This window comes from Mycobacterium sp. E3339, from assembly GCF_001666915.1.
Classification (GTDB): domain Bacteria; phylum Actinomycetota; class Actinomycetes; order Mycobacteriales; family Mycobacteriaceae; genus Mycobacterium.
This window is the reverse complement of the sequence record NZ_LZIZ01000163.1, coordinates 20,985-41,042: the sequence shown is the minus strand read 5'-3', so window position 1 is coordinate 41,042 and position 20,058 is coordinate 20,985. Positions and strand designations below refer to the sequence as shown.

General features: G+C 68.5%; 17 protein-coding genes. 10 read left to right on the top strand and 7 right to left on the bottom strand.

The window, feature by feature from the left end; genetic code table 11:
- The first annotated feature begins 8 nt into the window (after positions 1-8).
- From A5702_RS14625 to ag85C, 4 genes are all read left to right on the top strand, one after another.
- Entirely contained in the window at positions 9-443 is a 435-nt protein-coding gene (locus A5702_RS14625; RefSeq protein WP_068221563.1) for a MarR family winged helix-turn-helix transcriptional regulator, read from the top strand.
- Positions 440-1,270 carry an ATP-binding cassette domain-containing protein gene (locus A5702_RS14620; protein WP_067822516.1) on the top strand — a complete coding sequence of 277 codons (831 nt, stop codon included), beginning with the start codon at positions 440-442 and terminating at the stop codon, positions 1,268-1,270. The genes A5702_RS14625 and A5702_RS14620 overlap by 4 nt, the downstream gene beginning before the upstream one ends.
- Positions 1,271-1,277: 7 nt before the next feature.
- The gene (locus tag A5702_RS14615; RefSeq protein WP_055405884.1) at positions 1,278-2,078 is read left to right on the top strand and encodes an ABC transporter permease; all 801 of its coding nucleotides are present in this window, start codon (positions 1,278-1,280) and stop codon (positions 2,076-2,078) included.
- 187 nt (positions 2,079-2,265) lie between these two features.
- Positions 2,266-3,297, top strand: coding sequence for a diacylglycerol acyltransferase/mycolyltransferase Ag85C (gene ag85C / locus A5702_RS14610; protein ID WP_055405650.1), 1,032 nt, complete (start codon positions 2,266-2,268; stop codon positions 3,295-3,297).
- A gap of 37 nt (positions 3,298-3,334) precedes the next feature.
- Here ag85C and A5702_RS14605 read toward each other — a convergent pair whose 3' ends face one another.
- The 4 genes from A5702_RS14605 to A5702_RS14590 all read right to left on the bottom strand — a co-directional run bounded on the left by A5702_RS14605 (position 3,335) and on the right by A5702_RS14590 (position 8,401).
- Entirely contained in the window at positions 3,335-4,045 is a 711-nt protein-coding gene (locus A5702_RS14605) for a YoaK family protein (protein ID WP_068221562.1), read from the bottom strand.
- A 64-nt stretch (positions 4,046-4,109) separates the two neighbouring features.
- Positions 4,110-5,459, bottom strand: a complete 1,350-nt coding sequence (locus A5702_RS14600) for a maltokinase (RefSeq protein WP_068221560.1) — start codon at positions 5,457-5,459, stop codon at positions 4,110-4,112.
- Positions 5,452-7,230 (bottom strand): maltose alpha-D-glucosyltransferase, encoded by a 1,779-nt coding sequence (treS, locus tag A5702_RS14595; RefSeq protein ID WP_055403894.1) that lies wholly within the window; start codon positions 7,228-7,230, stop codon positions 5,452-5,454. The genes A5702_RS14600 and treS overlap by 8 nt, the downstream gene beginning before the upstream one ends.
- Positions 7,231-7,351: 121 nt before the next feature.
- Positions 7,352-8,401, bottom strand: coding sequence for a S1C family serine protease (locus A5702_RS14590; RefSeq protein WP_067822510.1), 1,050 nt, complete (start codon positions 8,399-8,401; stop codon positions 7,352-7,354).
- Between the two features lie 142 nt (positions 8,402-8,543).
- Here A5702_RS14590 and A5702_RS14585 point away from each other — a divergent pair, with 142 nt between their 5' ends.
- Positions 8,544-8,960 carry a TIGR03668 family PPOX class F420-dependent oxidoreductase gene (locus A5702_RS14585; protein ID WP_055403878.1) on the top strand — a complete coding sequence of 139 codons (417 nt, stop codon included), beginning with the start codon at positions 8,544-8,546 and terminating at the stop codon, positions 8,958-8,960.
- Positions 8,961-9,091: 131 nt separating this feature from the next.
- Positions 9,092-11,251 (top strand): elongation factor G-like protein EF-G2, encoded by a 2,160-nt coding sequence (locus A5702_RS14580; protein WP_067822507.1) that lies wholly within the window; start codon positions 9,092-9,094, stop codon positions 11,249-11,251.
- 4 nt (positions 11,252-11,255) lie between these two features.
- Here A5702_RS14580 and A5702_RS14575 read toward each other — a convergent pair whose 3' ends face one another.
- Entirely contained in the window at positions 11,256-12,821 is a 1,566-nt protein-coding gene (locus A5702_RS14575; protein WP_067822504.1) for a FadD7 family fatty acid--CoA ligase, read from the bottom strand.
- Between the two features lie 252 nt (positions 12,822-13,073).
- Here A5702_RS14575 and oxc point away from each other — a divergent pair, with 252 nt between their 5' ends.
- Positions 13,074-14,798, top strand: a complete 1,725-nt coding sequence (gene oxc, locus A5702_RS14570) for an oxalyl-CoA decarboxylase (RefSeq protein WP_067822501.1) — start codon at positions 13,074-13,076, stop codon at positions 14,796-14,798.
- A 3-nt stretch (positions 14,799-14,801) separates the two neighbouring features.
- On the opposite strand, the gene A5702_RS14565 is transcribed toward oxc, so the two are convergent.
- Entirely contained in the window at positions 14,802-15,734 is a 933-nt protein-coding gene (locus tag A5702_RS14565; RefSeq protein ID WP_067822660.1) for a LysR family transcriptional regulator, read from the bottom strand.
- A gap of 236 nt (positions 15,735-15,970) precedes the next feature.
- Between A5702_RS14565 and A5702_RS14560 the strand changes: the two genes are divergently transcribed.
- Genes A5702_RS14560 through A5702_RS14550 form a run of 3 tightly spaced genes read left to right on the top strand, consistent with a single transcriptional unit; the run spans position 15,971 to position 18,556 of the window.
- A complete protein-coding gene (locus A5702_RS14560) occupies positions 15,971-16,726 on the top strand; it encodes a L,D-transpeptidase family protein (RefSeq protein ID WP_055403882.1) in 756 nt (251 codons plus the stop codon).
- A gap of 31 nt (positions 16,727-16,757) precedes the next feature.
- Positions 16,758-17,897 carry a MacS family sensor histidine kinase gene (gene macS, locus A5702_RS14555; protein WP_067822499.1) on the top strand — a complete coding sequence of 380 codons (1,140 nt, stop codon included), beginning with the start codon at positions 16,758-16,760 and terminating at the stop codon, positions 17,895-17,897.
- Positions 17,894-18,556: a response regulator transcription factor gene (locus A5702_RS14550; RefSeq protein ID WP_067822496.1), complete on the top strand. Its 663-nt coding sequence runs from the start codon at positions 17,894-17,896 to the stop codon at positions 18,554-18,556. Before macS ends, A5702_RS14550 begins: the two co-directional genes overlap by 4 nt.
- Before the next feature lie 48 nt (positions 18,557-18,604).
- Here the strand turns inward: A5702_RS14550 and A5702_RS14545 are convergent, their stop codons facing one another.
- A complete protein-coding gene (locus tag A5702_RS14545) occupies positions 18,605-19,921 on the bottom strand; it encodes an acyltransferase (protein ID WP_067822494.1) in 1,317 nt (438 codons plus the stop codon).
- Between the last annotated feature and the right edge of the window lie 137 nt (positions 19,922-20,058).

The following is a 20,058-nucleotide window of genomic DNA, read 5'->3' as shown; positions in this document are numbered from 1 at the left end:
GTACTGATGTGGTCACCGACGTGTTTCGCGTCGTCGGCCGATTCCGCCGGCAACTGCGTCGGTCGGCCGGCCGCGGCTTCGACTCGTCACGGCTCACCGAGTCCCAGTCCGAGCTGTTGTGGCTAGTGGGCCGGCAACCGGGGATCTCGGTCAACGCCGCGGCCGCCGAGCTCGGGCTGGCGCCCAACACCGCCTCCACCCTGGTCTCCAAGTTGGTCGCGGGCGGGTTGCTGCTGCGCACAGTCGGCGACCCGGACCGCCGGGTCGGGCGGTTACACCTCGCCGAGCCCGCCCAGCAGATCGTCGACGCGTCGCGAGCCGCGCGCCGCGCCGTGCTGGCGGAGGTGCTCGCCGAGCTCGACGACGAGCAAATCGAGTCTTTGACAAGGGGATTGGAGGTCATCGACACGATGACCAGGACACTGCAGGAGCGGCAATCATGAGCGCACAACTGCCGATGGCGATCGACGCCAGGCACCTGAGCTACCGGTATGGCCAGTTCACCGCCGTCAACGACGTGACGTTGCAGGTGCGGCCCGGCGAGACCATGGGCCTGCTCGGCCCGAACGGAGCCGGGAAAACGACGATGGTCCGCATGCTCACCACGCTGGCACCGGTGCAACAGGGCGAACTGCGCGTCTTCGGGCTGGACGCCCGTCACCAGACCACGGACATTCGCAGCAACATCGGCTATGTGCCGCAACAACTCTCGATCGAGCCCGCGCTGACGGGCCGGCAGAACGTCGAGTGGTTCGCGCGGCTCTACGGCGTGCCGCGGGCCGCGCGGTCCGATCGCGTCGAGCAGGCGCTGGCGGCCATGGACCTGCTCGACGTGGCCGACCGGGTGGCCGCCGCCTACTCCGGTGGCATGGTCCGCCGCCTCGAGGTGGCGCAGGCGCTGGTGAACCGCCCGTCGCTGCTCGTCCTGGACGAACCCACCGTTGGACTCGACCCGATCGCGCGTGACGGCGTCTGGACGCAGGTGCAAAAGATGCAGGCGCAGTTCGGCATGACCGTGCTGCTGACCACCCACTACATGGAAGAGGCCGACGCGTTGTGCGATCGCGTGGCTCTGATGCACCGGGGCGAGTTGCGGGCGGTGGGCACACCGGCCAAGTTGAAGTCGACGGTGTCGCCGCGCGCGACCCTCGAGGACGTCTTCCGCCACTACGCGGCCTCCGGCTTGGCGGATGAGCAGGCGTCGTCGGACTCGGCGGGTTCGTTCGGCGAAATCCGTTCCGCGAGAAAGGTTGCGCGTCGTGTCGGTTGATAGCGTGATGCCCACACCGCTGGTCCGCGCACCCCATGGGTGGCAACGGGTCGGCGCCTTGTTCAGCCGGATCGGTGCGTTCGCCATCGTCGAGATGCAGAAGCTGCAGCACGACCGGACCGAACTGGTCACCCGGATGGTGCAGCCGGCGCTGTGGCTGCTGATCTTCGGGACCACGTTCAGCCACCTGCACGTCATCCAGACCGGATCGGTGTCGTACCTGGCCTTCCTGGCGCCGGGCATCATCGCCCAGTCGGCGCTGTTCATCTCCATTTTCTATGGCATACAGATCATTTGGGACCGCGACGCCGGGGTCCTGGCCAAGCTGATGGTGACGCCGGCGCCCGCGTCGGCGCTGATCACCGGCAAGGCGTTCGCGGCCGGCGTGCGCTCGGTCGCCCAGGTGGTCGGTGTGATGGCGCTGGCGTACCTGATGAACGTCGGCCTGACCGTCAACCCGCTGCGGATCGTGGCGGCGATGGCCGTGGTCATGCTTGGCGCCGCGTTCTTCGCCTGCCTGTCGATGACCCTGGCGGGCCTGGTGCGCAACCGCGACCGCCTGATGGGAATCGGGCAGGCGATCACGATGCCGTTGTTCTTCGCCTCCAACGCGCTGTATCCCGTGGACGTGATGCCGGCCTGGCTGCACGTGCTGAGCAGGGTGAACCCGCTCAGCTACGAGGTCAACGCGCTGCGGGGACTGCTCATCGGCACGCCCTTCGATCCGGTGGACATCGTGGTGCTGCTGGTCGCCGCCGTGCTCGGAATCGCCTCGGCCTCAACGCTATTGCGCCGGCTCGTCGCCTAGTTATCGCCTCGATAGCCGATCGTGACCGATCGGCAACGATTTCCGGCCGACGCCCAATCGTTAGCCAACCGCGATGTGAAGCTGCGGCCCTGACAAGCGATTTGCGCCCTCTCCCCGTGTTTGACTGCCCTGCGAACGGATTCGACCGCGGCACGCGGCAGATGAAAGTTGGGATGGGTAGAGAGCTATGAAGTTCTTCGGAAAGTTGCGTGGCGCCGCGGCATCCATGCCGCGCCAACTGGCGGTCGCGGCTATGGGGGCTGCCCTGATGTCCGGCCTCGTCACCGCCGCCGGCGTATCGGCCACCGCGGGGGCGTTCTCGAAGCCGGGTCTGCCGGTGGAGTACCTGGACGTGCCGTCGCCGTCGATGGGCCGCAACATCAAGGTCCAGTTCGAAGGCGGCGGACCGCACGCGGTGTACCTGCTCGACGGGCTGCGGGCCCAGGACGACTACAACGGCTGGGACATCAACACCCCCGCCTTCGAGGAGTTCTACCAGTCCGGCCTGTCGGTGGTGATGCCGGTCGGCGGCCAGTCCAGCTTCTACAGCAACTGGTACCAGCCGTCGTCGGGTAACGGGCAGAACTACACCTACAAGTGGGAGACGTTCCTGACCCAGGAGATGCCGCTGTGGCTGCAGGCCAACAAGCAGATCTCACCGACCGGCAACGCCGCGGTGGGCCTGTCGATGTCCGGCGGCTCCGCCCTGATCCTGGCCGCCTACTACCCGCAGCAATTCCCTTACGCCGCTTCGCTTTCGGGCTTCCTCAACCCGTCCGAGGGCTGGTGGCCGACGCTGATCGGGCTGGCGATGAACGACTCGGGTGGCTACAACGCCAACAGCATGTGGGGACCGTCCACCGACCCGGCGTGGAAGCGCAACGACCCGATGCTGCAGATTCCGCGGCTGGTCGCCAACAACACCCGGATCTGGGTGTACTGCGGCAACGGGACACCCAGTGACCTGGGCGGCGACAACATGCCGGCCAAGTTCCTGGAAGGTCTCACGCTGCGCACCAACCAGCAGTTCCAGAACAGCTACGCGGCCGCCGGCGGGCGCAACGGGACGTTCAACTTCCCGGCCAACGGCACGCACTCGTGGCCGTACTGGAACCAGCAGTTGGTCGCGATGAAGCCCGACATCCAGCAGGTGCTGCTGGCCAGCAACACCACGGCGCAACCGGCGCAACCGGCGCAACCGGCTCAGCCGGCCGCCTGACCCCCGAGCAGCATCGGCAGTAGCGCACCGGTCAGCGCTACTGCCGATGCTTTTTCTCGGACCGTTCCATCAACAGAGCGCGCCGGTCCTGGTGGAAGTACGTGTACCCGGTCGTCACCGCGCATAGGGACGTGGCCATCACCAGCATCCAGGTCCCGTTGACGACGACGCTGATTAAGCCGCCGACGGTCGCGCCCACGACGAAGCTGGCGAACAGCAGAAAGTAACCGAGCCAGTCCGAGACGCTTCCACCACCAGCGATGTGGCGCTCGATGCCCTGGCCCATCTTGACGGTCGTGCCGGTCACATAGCTCAACGGCACCGAAACCTCGCCATCTTTGACAAAAGAGGTGTTCAACGCCCCGGTACCAAACGCCAGCAGCATCATCGGCAAGAAATCGACGAGATTCTCCTCCCATCCCTCGTCGAGCACGTCGACCACGGTGGCGGCCGCCAAACTGAAGGTGGTCAGCACCGTCGGGCCGTGCGGATGGTCCACCCAGAAAAATCGCCGGCACAGCGACGCAACGACCACGCCGGCGACGAACACCGCGATGAGGAGCCCGGCACTTACGGCCAGCCACCCATCACCGGTGAAATAACCGAGGACGGCCCGTTGGGCGTTGCCGGTGATGAAAACCACGAAGTAGCCCGCGGAGTGGGTGAACGAGATCGCGCCCACCACACCGGCCAGGCCCGCCAGCACCCACGACAGTCGCGCCTCGCTATTGAAGGTTTCGCTTGCCACGCTGACATGCTTTCAGACGCTCGCCGACCGCGCAGGGGACGCATAGGGAATTCCTATGCTGCGCCTATGTGCTGGTGAGCCGGGCGATGGAGCGCAGCGGAATCGGCAACCAGCCGGGCCGGTGGCGCGCCTCGTAACCGGCTTCGTACACCGCCTTGTCGAGTTCGTAGGCGGCCAGCAGCTCCGCCGAATCCCGCGGGTCCGTCCCGGAGGCGGCGGCGTAGCCCTCGCAGAACGCGGTCCGGTTGCGCTCGACCCACTCCCGGGCGCGGGCGGCCAGTTGCTTGTCGGCCGCCTGGTCCACCAGCGGCCCGTACGCGGCGTACTCGAAGGACCGCAGCACGCCGGCCACGTCGCGCAGCGGCGAATCCGGCGCCCGGCGCTCGTCGAGCGGCGACCCCGGTTCGCCCTCGAAGTCGATCAGCAGCCAGCTCTCGGGGGTGCGCAGCACCTGACCGAGGTGCAAGTCGCCGTGCACCCGCTGGACGGTGATCGCCTCGCCCGCGAGCTTGGCGAACCGCTCCTCGATGGTGGTCGCGTACTCCTGCAGCTCGGGAACCTTCGCCACCGTCGCCGACAGCCGCGCCAGCACGGTGTCGACCGGGAAGGCCGACTGCGCCGTTCCCAGGGATTCGGCCAGGGTGGCGTGCACCGACGCCACGGCCTCGCCCAGCCGGTAGGACTCGCCCGCGAAGTCACCCCCGACTTCGTACGCGTAGAGGTCGGCCTCGGCGAACAGGTCGCGGACGCTGGCGGTGGCCATCGCCCAGCCCTCCGCGGCGTTGGCCGCGAACTCGGTCACCATGCCCAGCGGCCACGCCGCGTCGGGGGTCCCCGCCGAGCCGGGCATCTCGTAGGTGCCCAGCAGCCGGGCCACATGCGGGTTGCCGGCCCGGCCCAACACCCGATTCAGTTCGATGTCGGGGTTGATGCCGCTGCTGACCCGGCGAAACGCCTTGAAGATCGCGTCCCGGTCGAAGATGACGCTGGTGTTGCTCTGCTCGGCGTCGGAGACGTGCGGCATGGCCTCCAGTGGCAGGCCGACGTCGGGTTCCTTGACGAACCGCACCTCGGCGCCCGACGAACCGCGGACGGCCGATTCGTCGATCAACGACAGCAGGAATTTCGGCGCATCGGTGTCGTACAGGGCGTCGAAGCCGGTGCGGTCGCCGGCTGCGCCGATGGTGGCCACGGTGCTGTACTCGGATACCGGCGCGGCATCCCAACGCACGATCACCTGGTAGCGCTCGGACGAACCGTCGGCGTACTGGACGTCGACCAGAACCAGGTCGAGGTCGTCCCGGAGCGGGACGATCACGGCGGCTTCGGCTGAGGTCAGCTCCCGGTTGCGTCCGGCGTACCACCGTTGCTGTGGGAGCCAGTCCGACCACGGCAGTTTGGCTGGGTCAGTCACGCGAGTCCTCCTCACATGCGGTCAGCTGGAACCAATAGAACCCGTGCCCCGGCAAGGTCAGCAGGTAGGGCAGGTGCCCGATCCGCGGAAACTCGACGTGGCCGGTCAGTTCCACCGGCGTGCAACCGCTCCAGTGCTGCAGATTGAGTTCGATCGGCTGCGGGAAGCGCGACAGGTTGTTGACGCACAGCACCGTGTCGCCGCCGTCGCGCACCTGCCGCACGAACGCCAGCACCGACGGGTTGGAGCCGCCCAACTCCTCGAATGAGCCGATCGCGAAGGCCTCGTGGCGGCGCCGCACGGCCAGCATCATGCGGGTGAAGTTCAGCAGCGACGTGGAGGTGTCCCGCTGGGCCTCCACGTTGACCGCCTGGTAGCCGTAGACCGAGTCCTGGCTGGCGGGCAGGTAGAGCCGGCCCGGGTTGGCCTTCGAGAACCCGGCGTTACGGTCCGGCGTCCACTGCATCGGGGTGCGCACACCGTCGCGATCCCCCAGCCAGATCACGTCGCCCATGCCGATCTCGTCGCCGTAGTACAGCACCGGCGAGCCGGGCAGCGACAGCAGCAGCGCGGTGAACAGCTCGATCTGGTTGCGGTCGTTGTCCAGCAGCGGCGCCAGCCGGCGCCGGATTCCGACGTTCGCCTTCATCCGCGGATCCTTGGCGTACTCGGAGTACATGTAGTCGCGCTCTTCGTCGGTGACCATCTCGAGCGTCAGCTCGTCGTGGTTGCGCAGGAAGATTCCCCATTGCGCCATGTCGGGGATCTCCGGCGTCTGCGCCAGGATCTCCGAGATCGGAATGCGCGATTCCCGGCGAACCGCCATGAAGATGCGCGGCATCAGCGGGAAGTGAAACGCCATGTGGCATTCGTCGCCGCCGGTGCTGGTGTCGCCGAAGTACTCGACGACGTCGGCCGGCCACTGATTGGCCTCGGCAAGCAGCACCCGGCCCGGGAATTCGTCGTCGATCACCTTGCGGACGCGCTTGAGGAAGGCGTGCGTCTCGGGCAGGTTCTCGCAGTTGGTGCCTTCGCGCTCGAACAGGTAGGGCACGGCGTCCAGCCGGAACCCGTCGATGCCCAGGCCCAGCCAGAAGCGAAGCACGTCGATCATGGCTTCCTGCACGGCCGGGTTGTCGTAGTTCAGATCCGGCTGATGCGAGAAGAACCGGTGCCAGTAGAACTGGCGGCGCACCGGATCGAAGGTCCAGTTGGACTCCTCGGTGTCGACGAAGATGATCCGGGCGTCGGTGTAGCGCTCGCTGGTGTCGCTCCAGACGTAGAAGTCGCCGTACGGGCCGTCCGGGTCGTGCCGCGACTCCTGAAACCAGGGGTGCGACTCCGACGTGTGATTCATCACCAAATCGGTGATGACGCGGATGCCCCGCTCGTGCGCGGCGTTGAGCAGCGCGACGAAATCCTCGACCGTGCCGAACTCGGGCAGCACCTTGTAGAAGTCCCGGATGTCGTAACCGCCGTCGCGCAGCGGCGAGTCATAGAACGGCGGCAGCCAGATGCAGTCGATGCCCAGCCACTGCAGGTAGTCCAGGCGCGAGAGCAACCCCCGCAGGTCACCCGAGCCGTCGGCGTTGGCGTCGAAGAACGCCCGGACCAACACCTCGTAGAACACGGCGTGCTTGAACCACGTCGGGTCGGTGGGCAGGGCGGCGGCGTTGTCGAAGTCATCGGAGTCGGGGTGCTCGACCACGCCGTCCTGAACGTGACTGCCCCCCGCGGGATGGTGCTCGACAGCTTCTCTTGCGTCGTTCATCAAATCCACGATGCCACGGGTACCCGAGGCGCGACATTCGAAATCACGCCAACGAACATGTCGCGAAAAACGCCCGCTGGCAAGCCATTTGGCCGCCAGCCGGGGGTTATCGGCGCGGGTGTCAGGCCGGAGGTCCGTCCGCCAGCGTCACATTCGTGGTGCGGTCGCCGCCACCGGCGGAGCGGTAGTGGACCGCGATGTTGTCCCCGGGGTGGTGCGGGACCAGCACGTCCGTCATCGACGTGGCCCCGGTGATCGCGACGTTGTCGACGCCGGTGATGACGTCACCGGGTGAGATCCCGGCCGACGCGGCGGGGCCGCCGGTGACCACCCGCTCGACGCGCGCGCCGCTGCCGTTGCTGTCGGTCACGCCCAGGCCGAGGAAGGCGGTGGGGCCGATGTGCACGGTGTTCGAGCCGGCGCCCGACCGGATCTGGCCGGCCACGCCCATCGCCCGGCCGATCGGGATGGCGAAGCCCTGCCCGCCGCCCGACATCTTGTAGTTGTCGGTGGCGGCGGTGTTCACGCCGACGACCTGGCCGGCGTTGTTCACCAGCGGGCCGCCCGAGTCCCCGGGCCGGATCGGCGTGTCGGCCTGGATCAGCCCGCCCAACGACTCGTTCGCGCCGGTCAGGGTGTCGGTCGCCGAGACGGACTGGTTGAGCGCGATGACCTTGCCGGACACGGCGCTGGGCGTTCCGCCCTGGCCGCCGGCGTTGCCCATCGCGACCACCGGCTCGCCCACCGAGACCCCGCCACCGATCGCGGCGGTAGGCAGCCCGGCGGCCCCGCGAAGCTGCAGCACCGCGATGTCCTGACTGCGGTCGTAGCCGACCACGTCGACGGCGTACGTCTGCCCGTTGCCGACGTCGAACGCGCTGATGTCCGTCGCCCCGGAGATGACGTGGTTGTTGGTCAGCACGACGCCGTTGGGGTCGATGACGATGCCGGTGCCGGCGCCCACCGCGTTGTTGTAGCCGAACTTGGTGTTGATGTTGACCACCTGCGGCCCCACCTGGCCGGCCAATGCCGCCGGGTCGAGGGGCGCCTGCGGCGCGGTGAACGGCGACGCGGCCGCCGGTACGGTGGCCAAACCGAGGCCCAGTCCGACCGCCGCCAACACGCTGACCAACCATGACCACCGGACCGAGCGGTGGTGCGATTTGCTCATCCCGTCACCCTTCCTGCGTCGCGGTAACACCAAGCTGCCCCGGCCGTGCGATTCTGGGCGGCACAATTGTCTGTATATAACCGTAATGCAGGTAGCTATTCATGGCAGTGGGTAGGTTGCGTTCTGCGCCTAGGCTGACACGGTGGGCGAATTCGACCCCCAGGCCAGGTTCAGCCAATCCCCGGTGGCCCGGCTGGGCACGATCACGCCCGACGGTCTCCCCCACCTGGTGCCGGTGGTATTCGCGGTAGCCGGGGATCACCCCGAGGTGGTGTACACCGCCGTCGACGCCAAACCCAAGACGACGCGGCGGCTGCGCCGGCTGGCCAACATCGAAGAGAACCCGCACGTGAGCCTCCTGGTCGACCACTACGCCGATGACTGGACGCGGTTGTGGTGGGTTCGGGCCGACGGTGCGGCCACCATCCACACCGGCGGGGCGGCGGTGGCGGCCGCATATCGGCTGCTGCGCGCCAAATACCCGCAGTACCAAACTGTTCCGCTGGACGGGCCGGTGATCGCGATCGCGGTGCGCCGCTGGTCGAGCTGGCACGCCTGACAGCCGGCGCAATTGTGGCCGTCCCGTGGCCTTGTGTTGGGCCGCGGTTGGGGGAAAAGTTGCTTGTGGCCATGTGAGCTAGCGCACACCGCGCCGGCGCACGGGCGATGGCGGAGAACTGGAGGAACGGCATGGCGGACAAGGCGAATGCTTCCCAGGGCGCAGCGGCCGCTCCCACCGCGAACGGTCCCGGCGATGTGCGCAACATCGTCCTGGTCGGGCCCTCGGGCGGCGGCAAGACCACCCTGGTCGAGGCGCTGTTGGTCGCCGGCGGGGTGCTCACCAGGGCGGGCTCCGTCACCGACGGCAGCACGGTGTGCGACTACGACGACGCCGAGATCCGCCAACAGCGATCCGTCGGGCTGGCCGTCGCCTCGCTGGCGCACGACGGCATCAAGATCAACCTGGTGGACACCCCCGGGTACGCGGATTTCGTCGGCGAGCTGCGGGCCGGCCTGCGCGCCGCGGATTGCGCGCTGTTCGTGATCGCCGCCAACGAGGGCGTCGACGAGCCCACCAAATCGCTGTGGCAGGAATGCGATCAGGTCGGCATGCCGCGCGCCGTGGTGATCACCAAGCTCGACCACACCCGCGCCAACTATTCCGAGGCGCTGGCCGCCGCGCAGAATGCGTTCGGCGACAAGGTGTTACCGCTGTACCTGCCGACTCACCTACCGTCCTGTGAAGGCCTGATCGGGTTGCTGTCGCAGACCCGCTACCAATACGCCGGCGGCAAGCGGACCATGCAACCGCCCGAGGTGTCCGACGCCGATCGGATCGAGGAGGCCCGCGGCACCCTGATCGAGGGCATCATCGAGGAATCGGAGGACGAGTCGCTGATGGATCGCTACCTCGGCGGTGAATCCATCGACGAGGCGGTGCTCATCGAGGACCTGGAGCGGGCTGTCGCCCGCGGGTCGTTCTTCCCGGTGATCCCGGTCTGCAGCAGCACCGGCGTCGGCACCCTGGAATTGCTGGAGGTCGCCACCCGCGGATTCCCGTCGCCGATGGAACACCCGCTGCCGGAGGTGTTTACGCCGCAGGGCGCCACCCACGCGACCCTGACCTGTGACCCCGACGCGCCGCTGCTGGCCGAGGTGGTGAAGACGACGTCGGACCCCTACGTCGGACGGCTCAGCCTGGTCCGGATCTTCTCCGGGACCATCAGGCCCGACACGACGGTTCATGTGTCGGGCCATTTCGCGTCGTTCTTCGGCGCGGTCAACGGGAACGGCCACACGCATCCCGACCACGACGAAGACGAACGCGTCGGAGTGCTGTCCTTCCCGCTCGGCAAGCAGCAACGCCCCGCCCAGGCCGTGGTCGCGGGCGACATCTGCGCGATCGGCAAGCTCAGCCGGGCCGAGACCGGGGACACCCTTTCCGACAAGGCCGAGCCGCTCGTGCTGAGACCGTGGACGATGCCCGAGCCCCTGCTCCCGGTGGCCATCCAGGCGCACGCCAAGACCGACGAGGACAAGCTGTCGGTGGGGCTGGGCCGGCTGGCCGCCGAGGACCCGACGCTGCGGATCGAGCAGAATCAGGAAACCCACCAGATCGTGTTGTGGTGCATGGGCGAGGCCCACGCCGGCGTGGTCCTCGACGCGCTGGCCAACCGGTACGGCGTCACCGTCGACACCGTGGAACTTCGGGTGCCGCTGCGAGAGACGTTCGGCGGCAAGGCAAAGGGGCACGGCCGCCATGTCAAGCAATCCGGCGGGCATGGTCAATACGCGGTGTGCGACATCGAAGTTGAGCCGCTGCCGGAGGGCTCGGGATTCGAGTTCCTCGACAAGGTGGTCGGCGGCGCGGTGCCCCGGCAATTCATCCCAAGCGTGGAGAAGGGTGTGCGCGCGCAGATGGAAAAGGGCGTGCACGCCGGCTATCCCGTCGTCGACATCCGGGTGACCCTGCTCGACGGCAAGGCGCACAGCGTGGATTCGTCGGACTTCGCGTTCCAGGCGGCGGGCGCGCTGGCGCTGCGGGAGGCCGCCGCGGCGACGAAGGTGAGCCTGCTCGAGCCCATCGACGAGATCTCGGTGCTGGTGCCCGACGACTTCGTCGGCGCGGTTATGGGCGACCTGTCGGGTCGCCGCGGTCGCGTGCTGGGCACCGAGACCGCGGGCAACGAACGCACGCTGGTCAAAGCCGAGGTGCCCCAGGTGGAGTTGACGCGCTACGCGATCGACTTGCGGTCACTGGCCCACGGGGCCGCGTCGTTCACTCGTGGCTTCGCCCGCTACGAACCCATGCCGGAGGCCGCGGCCACCCGCGTGAAGGCCGGTGTCTGAGGCGTTACGCCCCGCCGCCGAATCGCTGCGCGACGGCGCGACGGTCCAGCGAGCCCTTCGCGGTGTGCGGTAGCTCCGTAGCCTGCTGGAAGCTGGCCGGCACCTCGAAGGGGGCCAGCCGGTCGCCGGCGAACGCCGCGAGTTCCTCCGCGGTCGGCGCGGCGGAACCCCGCGGCACGATCACCGCCGCCACCGCCTCGCCGTACAGCTTGTCCGGCACGCCGAAGACGGCCACCTCCAGCACGTCGGGGTGGCTGCCCAGCGCGCCCTCCACGCGTTCCGGGGAAATCTTCTCCCCGCCCCGGTTGATGAGTTCCTTGATCCGGCCGCGGATGACGAGTTCGCCCGCCGCCGAGAGCGTTCCGAGGTCGCCGGTGCGCAGCCAGCCGTCGGTGAAGTTGGCCGCGGTGATCGCCGGGTCGCCGAGGTAGCCGCGGACCACGCTCGGTCCGTGCAGCCAGACCTCCCCGACCTCGCCCGCCGGCACCGGGCGGCCGTCGGGACCGACGATCCGAATCTCCGGTCCGGTCGAGCGGCCGACGAGACCCGGTGTGGCAGCCGGGTTTTCGGTGTGGCCGACCTCGGTCGTCGCGACCTGGTGGGTGGCTTCGGTCATGCCGAAGGCGCACACCACCGGGGCCGAGAAGGTGCCCTGCAGCGCCTGCGCCGTCTCGGCCGTCAGGGGCGCGCTGCAACTGCGGATGAACCGCAATGCCGCGTTGCCGGGTCGGTCGGTTTCGGCCCGCTCCAACAAGATCTGGTGGATGGTCGGGACGGCCGTGTACCAGGTGGCGCCGACCGCGCCGATGTCGTCCCAGAAGGTGTGCGCGGAGAACCGTCCGCGCACCGGCAGCAGCACCGCGCCCCCGGAGGCCAGGGTCGCGAGCAGCGCGGCCAGCAGCCCGTGGCCGTGGTAGAGCGGCATCACGGCAACGGTGGCGTCCGCGGGCCCGAGCCCGTATCCGGCGATGATGGCCCGCACCGAGGCCGCGAGGTTGCCGCGGGTCCAGGGCACCATCTTCGGCACCCCGGTGGTGCCGCCGGTGAACATGATCATCGCGTCGTCGTCACGCAGGCCCTCGGGTGTCGAAAAATCTTGCGCGGGAGCGGCGTTCACGTCCACCCGCACCGTCGGGCCACCGACCGTCACCGCGAGCGGCCACCACGGCAGGGCCCCTTCGTCGTCGGGCGCGTCACCGTCGATCAGCACCGCCCGGGCACCCACCGCCTCGCTGCGGGCGAGCTGCTCCCCGACCGGCAGGGCCGGATCCAGCGGGACCGCGACCAGGTCGGCCCGCGAAGCCGCCAGCAGCCCAACGACGAATTCGGCGTTGCTTGCGAAGCGCAGCGCGACGCGGTCACCCGGCAGTAGGCCGCCCCGCATCAGCTGCCCGGCCAGGTCCTCCACCAATCGGAGTAGCTCGCGATAGCTGACCGGGATCCGATCGGCGCTGACGATAAGCGCGGGCGCCTCCGGGTATCGGCGTGCCGCGTCCTGGACAAGGTCGGCGATGCGGGGTCCCGCGATCTGCCTCGCCCCGTCGCCGCCGGTGATCGTCTCAGTCCCCATCGCCGCGCTCCTTCTCCGTCGTCACCATCATCTGCTCGAACCATGCCGGGCGGCGTGGCGGCGCGTCCAATATCGATTCACTCACGACCGATAACCGCCGGCTATCGACGGCCCGTAACCGCACTGAACAGCGCCGATAGATGGGATGAATCGCTGCATAGCGGCGCGGTCTTGGACACCGGCCGGGCGGGCGCGTCAGAGTAAGGGCCGACGCTCACTTCACCTGAAGACCACACGCGAGGAGCCGCCACCATGACCGCAGTTTCGGCATCTCCCGACCAGGCGCCCGAGTCCGCGCGTTTGATCGACGGCTTCCACCTGGTGGTGGAGGCGCTCAAGGCCAACGACGTGGACACCATCTACGGGATCGTCGGCATCCCGATCACCGACCTCGCCCGCGTCGCGCAGGCGTCCGGGATCCGCTACATCGGCTTCCGGCAGGAGACCTCGGCCGGTAACGCCGCGGCCGCGGCCGGATTCCTGACCCGCCGGCCGGGGGTCTGCCTCACCACGTCCGGGCCCGGTTTCCTCAACGGGTTGCCGGCGCTCGCCAACGCCACCGCGAACTGCTTTCCGATGATTCAGCTCTCGGGCTCCAGCAATCGCGCGCTGGTCGACTTGCAGCGCGGTGACTACCAGGACCTCGACCAGCTCAACGCCGCGCGGCCGTTCGCGAAGGCGGCCTATCGCATCAGCCGGATCGAGGACATCGGGCGCGGCGTGGCGCGCGCCGTCCGCACCGCGATCTCCGGCCGGCCCGGCGGGGTGTACCTCGACATTCCCGGTGAGGTGTTGGGGCAGGCCATGGACGCGGCAGCCGGGGCGCACACGGTGTGGCGGATCGTCGACCCGGCGCCCCGGCAGCCACCGGCACCCGAGGCGGTCGAGCGCGCCCTGCAGGTGCTGGCGCAAGCCCACCGGCCGCTGATCGTGCTCGGCAAGGGCGCGGCATACGCCCAGGCCGACAACGTGATTCGCGATTTCGTCGAGGTGAGCGGAATTCCGTTCCTGCCGATGTCGATGGCCAAGGGGCTGCTGCCGGATTCCCACCCGCAGTCCGCGGCGGCGGCGCGCTCGCTGGCGGTCGCACGCGCGGACGTGGTGTTGCTGGTCGGCGCGCGGTTGAACTGGCTACTCGGCCACGGGGATTCGCCGCAATGGTCCGCCGACGCCAAATTCCTGCAAGTCGATATCGCCCCGTCCGAATTCGACAGCAATCAGCCGATCGCGGCTCCCCTGGTCGGCGACATCGGCTCGGTGATGTCGGCGCTGCGCGACGGCCTGGCCACCCATCGCATCGCGGTGCCGGCGGATTGGACCGAAGAGCTGACCGAGCGCACCTCCCGCAACGACGCGAAGATGCGCGAGCGGTTGGCCGAAGATCCCCATCCCATGCGCTTTTACAACGCGCTGGGCGCCATTCGCGCGGTGCTGCAGGAGAACCCGGACGTTTATGTCGTCAACGAGGGCGCCAACGCGCTGGACCTGGCCCGCAACGTCATCGGCATGGAGCTGCCGCGGCACCGGCTGGACACGGGGACCTGGGGCGTGATGGGCATCGGCATGGGGTACGCCATCGCCGCCGCCGTGGAGACCGGTGAACCCGTGGTCGCGATCGAGGGTGACAGCGCATTCGGTTTCAGCGGCATGGAAATCGAGACCATCTGCCGCTACCGGCTGCCGGTGACCGTCGTCATTCTCAACAACGGCGGCGTCTATCGCGGCGATGAAGCCCCCAACGGAGCCGACCCGGCGCCCACCGTGCTGAACGCGCGGGCGCGTCACGAGCTGATCGCGGAGGCCTTCGGCGGCAAGGGTTATCACGTCAGGACCCCGGCGGAGTTGCGGTCGGCGTTGTCCGAGGCGATCGCGGCGCGCGCGCCGTCGATCATCGACTGCGAGCTCGACCCGGCGGCCGGGGTGGAAAGCGGCCACCTGGCGAGCCTGAACCCCACCAGCAAGGCGTCGGCCGGGTGACGGTCAAAGTCGATGGGTGATGCGCGATAGCTGCGCGTCGAAGAACTCGTCCAGCGATAGCCCCGCGGCGCATGCGGCGAGCGCGCGGGCGACCGGCGATCCGGGTCCGGCGGCGTTGGTGGCCAGGGCGACGTCGGCGGTGAGCACCGGATCCACCATCCGCACCGCGCGGACCTCCGGGCCCAGCGGCGAGCTCCACAACCAGGTATGCGGAACGATGCATGCCCAGTTCCCCGCGGCGACCTGAGCGAAAAGCGAAGCGACGGAATCGGTTTCGACCTGCGGAGCAACTTCGATGGCGTGGTCGGCGAAGGCCTTGTCGATGATCTGGCGGTCCCGCATCTCGGGCGCGAGCAACGCCAGCGGTAACTGTGCGGCCTCGGGCCAGGTCATCGTAGGGGCGGCGGACCCCAACATGTCCGCCGGCGACAACAGCACATAGTGCTCCGTGTACAGCGGCACGAAATTAACGTCGTGAGCCTCGTCGGGCGCGGCGTGCACGATCGCGGCGTCCAGTTCGAATTCCCGCAGCCGCCGGTACAGTTCGCTGCCCGCCAGTCGGGAAAGGATGTGCACCTTCGCCAATGGGTGCGTCGAGCAGAACGCCGACAGCACCAACGAGGCCGTCGTCGACGCGGTGGGGACCGTGCCCAGCCGCAACATGCCGGTGATGCCCGACCGCACCGCGTGCACCTCGGCCTTGAAGGCGTCGTGCTCGGCGAGAATCCGCCTGGCCCACACCACCAACCGCTCGCCTTCGGGCGTCAGGCCCTCGAAGCTGTGCCCACGATTGATCAGCGTGACGTTCAGTTCCCGTTCCAGCTTCGCGATCGCGGCGGACAGCGCGGGTTGCGACACGAAGCACTTCTCGGCGGCCCGCGCGAAGTGGCGCTCCTGGGCGACCGCGACGAAGTACTCCAGCTGACGGAAGAGCACCCGCACCTCCTCGGGCTCCGGGATTTTGCTGAGGCTAGCGGGTCGGCGGCGCGCCAGCCAGTCCGGCGGCCCGCTCGGTTGCCAAAGCGCCCGTGCTGCACGGAACCCCCGGGAGGCCACGGTGATCGCGCCGAACTTGACCTGGCGAAGCCAAAAAAGTTTGCTGAAAGCGGTAACGGGGGAACAACCGGTAGAATACAGTCGTGTCAATCGCACCATCTCGAAGGGCGGGCGCTATGCGTCGAGGTGTTCGTTATCTATTTGTTATGGTCGCGATCACAGCAATGGGTCTGGTCGCATCGCCCGGCCGCAGCCACGCGTCGATGCCGGTACCGCAGCCCGCGCCCGTCGTTGCCTCGGTTTTGCCGGCTAACGGCGCGACCGTGGGTGTGGCGCACCCGGTCGTCGTGCGGTTCAGTGCGCCGGTCAGCGATCGTGCCGCCGCGGAGCGGTCGATCCACGTCACTTCGCCCAGCAACACGCCCGGACACTTCGAGTGGGTCGAGAACAACGTGGTGCAGTGGGTGCCGAACCAGTACTGGCCCACCCACACCCACGTCTCGGTCGGCATCCAGGCCCTGACGACGGGTTTTGACACCGGAGATGCGCTACTCGGAGTCGCCAGCCTGTCCGGGCACACCTTCACCGTCAGCCGCAACGGCGAAGTACTGCGCACCATGCCCGCCTCGATGGGCAAGCCGAGCCGGCCCACCCCGATCGGCAACTTCACCGCCCTGGAGAAGGAGCGCTCGGTGGTGATGGATTCGCGGACCATCGGCATCCCGCTGAGTTCGCCCGAGGGATACAAGATCACCGCCCAATACGCCGTCCGGGTCACCTGGAGCGGTGTCTACGTGCATTCGGCGCCCTGGTCGGTTGACTCCCAGGGCTACGCCAACGTGAGCCACGGCTGTATCAATCTCAGCCCGGACAACGCCGCCTGGTACTTCAACCAGGTGAACGTCGGCGATCCGATCCAAGTCGTCGCCTGACACCGGCCCGGCGGACTCCCGGCCTTCCGTGATGGCGAGAAACGGCCTGGATCCCACTACCCCGCTTTGGCGTGCGGCACAGGTGTTTCGGCTGCTGAGCTGTATCTACGCGACCGGATTTCAGATAGCCGTCAATCCCGATCTGCGCCGGCCCGCGCTGGGGTGGGTGCTGTTCGCGGTGCTGATCGGATGGAGCGCGGCCTGCGCGGTGGCCTACTTGCGCGGGTTCGGGCGCAGGCCCTCCTGGGTGCTCGCCGAGATCGTGATCGTCGTGCTGCTCATGTCGTCGAACACCATTGTCGCCGACCCGCACTGGGCGGCCGAGAACCAAACGTGGCCGACGACGTTGTGGGCCAGCAACCCCACGATTTCCGCCGCCATCCAGTTCGGCCCCGCGGGAGGGATGTTGACGGGATTGGTGGTGATGGCCACCAACTTCGCGGTCAAGAACTACCTCGCCCTCAACCTGGGTCATAACGCCACCGCCATAATCGAACTCGCCATCGGGATGGCGATCGGTATGGCCGCTCAGACCGCGCGGCGCGCCCACGACGAGCTGCAACGGGCGGCCCGATTGACCGCCGCCGTGCAGGAACGGGACCGCTTGTCCCGCGAAGTCCACGACGGTGCTATCCAGGTGCTGGCCCTGGTGGCCAAGAGGGGTCACGAAATCGGCGGCGCCACAGCCGAACTGGCCGACCTTGCCAGCGAGCAGGAACGCGCCCTGCGGCGCTGGCTCGCCTGCACGGACATCGACCCGGACGCCGACGACGCCACGATCGACCTGAGCAGCCTGCTGCGCCGCCGGGAGTCCGACCGGGTGTCGTTGAGCCTGCCCCCGACGCCGGTGCCCTTGCCGCGCTTCGTGGGTACCGAGCTCGACGCGGCCGTGGGCAACGCGCTGGACAACGTGCGCGCCCACGCCGGCCCCGGCGCCCGCGCGTTCGTGCTCGTCGAAGACCTCGGCGATTCGGTGCTGGTGAGCGTCCGCGACGACGGGGTGGGAATCGCCCCTGGCCGACTCGCGGAGGCGGCCGACCAAGGGCGCCTTGGCATTTCCCAATCCATCGTGGGCCGGCTGGACTCGCTGGGCGGCACCGCCCAACTGCACAGCGAACCCGGGGAGGGCGCCGAGTGGGAGCTGTGCGTGCCGCGCAGAGGGACCCGATGACCGGTGCGGTGACCACGACGGTGATGGTCGTCGACGACCATCCGATCTGGCGCGACGCGGTCGCCCGCGACCTGGCCGACGAGGGTTTCACCGTGGTCGCCACCGCCGACGGTGTGGCCGCCGCCCAGCGGCGGGCGAGCGTGGTCAAGCCCGACGTGGTCGTGATGGATATGCAACTGCCCGACGGCGACGGCGCACAGGCGACCGCCGCGGTGTTGGCGGTCTCCCCGTCGTCCAGGGTGCTGGTGCTGTCGGCATCCGACGAGCGCGAGGATGTCTTGGAGGCCGTCAAAGCCGGCGCGACCGGATACCTCGTCAAGAGCGCATCCAAAGCCGAACTGACACAGGCGGTGACGGCCACGGCCGAGGGCCGCGCCGTGTTCACCCCCAGCCTGGCCGGGCTGGTGCTGGGTGAGTACCGCCGGATCGCCCAGAGTAAGGATGACGGTCCCGCTCGGCCCGCCCTCACCGCACGCGAGACCGAGGTGTTGCGTTTCGTCGCAAAGGGGTTGTCCGCCAAGCAGATCGCCCAGCGGCTCTCGCTCAGCCACCGCACGGTGGAAAACCACGTCCAGGCGACCTTTCGCAAGCTGCAGGTTGCCAACCGGGTGGAGCTGGCCCGGTACGCCATCGAGCATGGCCTCGACGAGGAGCCGTGACCCGCGCGGCGGCCGCCCGACTGCCCCGCGGGTCATCGGATCCCTCGCCTATCCACCAATTGTGCTGCGGCGCTGCGCCGGTGCCGCGGTAACCGCGCGGGCGGCAACCAGCGCGGTCACCATCACCGCCATGCAGACCAGGCCGTCGTCTTTGAGACCCCACCTGATGGCGGCCAGGATCGCGACGCCCGCCACGCACAACAGCACACCGATGACCGTCCCCCGCCCGCGGGCGGTGACCGTGGGGGCGCCGTCCCAACCGGACAGCGGGTTGTTCTCCAGCGGCCGCAGCGCGACGAACAGCACCGCCACCACCCCGACCACGATGAGCACCTGAGCCAGGCTCACGGCGAGGAAATCGTGCGCCCCCGGGTAACGAGGCCAACCGAGGTAGTCGAAGGCCAGGTGCACGCCCAGCAGCACGGGCATGTGCCACAAGTACAGCGTCATCGCGCCGGAGTTGCCGATCGCGGTCCACCACCACACCCGCGGTCGCTGGGCCCAGCGAGAGATCGCCGGCGCGGCGGCGATCGCCAAGGCGCTCAGGATGATTGCGTGCCCGGCCAGCAGCAGCGAAGGCGGGCTGGTGTTGGACAGCTGGTGATCACCGGTGCCCACCATGCTGATCTGGTACGGCCCGCACTGCACGAGGGCGACGTCGACGGCGAAGAAGGTGGCTGCCACGGCCAGTGCGGCGCGGCCGGTGAGCAGGCCACGGCGGTAGGCGATGCCGAACATGGCCGGGATCAGCCACACGGCCAGGTTGAGGTAGCCCAGGGGCATCAGCGCCGGCCAGTGCAACCGGCAGGCATCGATGACCGCGATCGTCACGTAGACGGCGGCCGCCCCCGCGGCCAGGCGCCCGGCGGTGGTGATGCGGTACAACAGCGGCATCGCGGCCAGCACCAGCACGTAGGCGCCCAGGAACCACAACAGCTGGGTGCTCACACCCGCGACCGGCTGGTAAACATGCTGCGGCACAAGGTGGTAAAGCACCGTCAACACCACGGCCCAGAAGGCCAGGTAGTAGAACACGGGCCGAAACAGGCGCGTGCAGCGTTTCAGCAGCCAGTCACCCCAATTGGTCCCGGGTGACCACGACGATGCGCAGGCCGCGGCGCCGGCGAAGAAGAACAGCGGCATGATCTGCAGGATCCAGGTCGCCGCCTGAAACCAAGCCGACGTGGTCAGCAGGTTGTCCCAGATCAACACGTGATTGCGAATGATGCTGATGGCCATCACGGTGTGGCCGAGGACCACACCGATCAGCGAGGTGATGCGAATGACGTCCAGGACGCGATCGCGGTCGGCCGGGGTGGCGGCCGCAACCTCGGCGACGTCGGGGAATCTTGCCAGCGCGGGCATGGAGCACAGACCTACCTTTCTCAAATATTGTTGGCGCCAAACGGTGTTCGTCGGTGCGCGGGAGCATGAACTAAGCATCACGGCTCGGGTGCGCCCGCGCCCGAGCGGTTCTACGCGTAGTGCGTGAGTAGTACTAC